The sequence below is a fragment of the Novosphingobium naphthalenivorans NBRC 102051 genome (assembly GCF_001590985.1).
GTDB lineage: Bacteria > Pseudomonadota > Alphaproteobacteria > Sphingomonadales > Sphingomonadaceae > Novosphingobium > Novosphingobium naphthalenivorans.
Window position 1 is genome coordinate 1 of the sequence record NZ_BCTX01000223.1, and the last position, 640, is coordinate 640.

Consider the following 640-nt stretch of genomic DNA (forward strand, 5'->3'; position numbering starts at 1 on the left):
GCGCCCATTGGCGCCGTGACATGCCACGCACGTCTGCGCATATACGACCTTTCCGTGCACTGGATCGCCACCGGAGAATCCGCATATCGTCGTCGTAGCGGCCGCAGCCGCGACCGAAGCGAGCGCTGCGGTCACGGCAATACAGACGGAAGATAGGCGCAAGGCGTGTGCACGGATCATTTTCTTCTCCATCGAAAGCAGAGGTATTGCTTCATGATTCGGGGTGGATCGCCTCAATTATTGCTGGCCTTGAGGAAGGCAGCAATGTCATCGGCGGTATCACCCGATATATTGGCGCGCACGCGCATGTGCTTCGCGATTACGTTCCAGCTTCTGTCGGAATATTCCTTCGGATCGCGGATGTTGTGGCACCGTCCGCAATTGTCTGCCCAGGCCTTGGCACCGCGCGCAAATTGCATGGGGTCAGGCTCTGCCTTGCGATCGGCGCTCTGGGCAGGGGTAAGCTGGGAAAACCCAAGACTGAATGCGAGGACCAGCGCGGCAAGTGGAAGTGGCGAAATCTTCATGGCGATCCCTTTCAGAAGCCGAATGCCACCTGGGCATGAAAGCTGTTGACTGACGGGTCTTCCGGGAAATTGCTGTTCTCGTAAGCAATCTTGGCGACGAGCGAGGGCGCGAA

General features: G+C 58.1%; 1 protein-coding gene and 1 pseudogene. Both read right to left on the minus strand.

From position 1 onward, the window contains the following. Positions 1 to 192 (minus strand): annotated as a pseudogene (locus NN5_RS26720) (hypothetical protein); the annotation flags it as partial. A gap of 41 nt (positions 193 to 233) precedes the next feature. Then, positions 234 to 640, minus strand: a 407-nt coding sequence (locus NN5_RS26510; RefSeq protein ID WP_169801063.1) for a hypothetical protein, incomplete at its 5' end; no start/stop codon positions are given.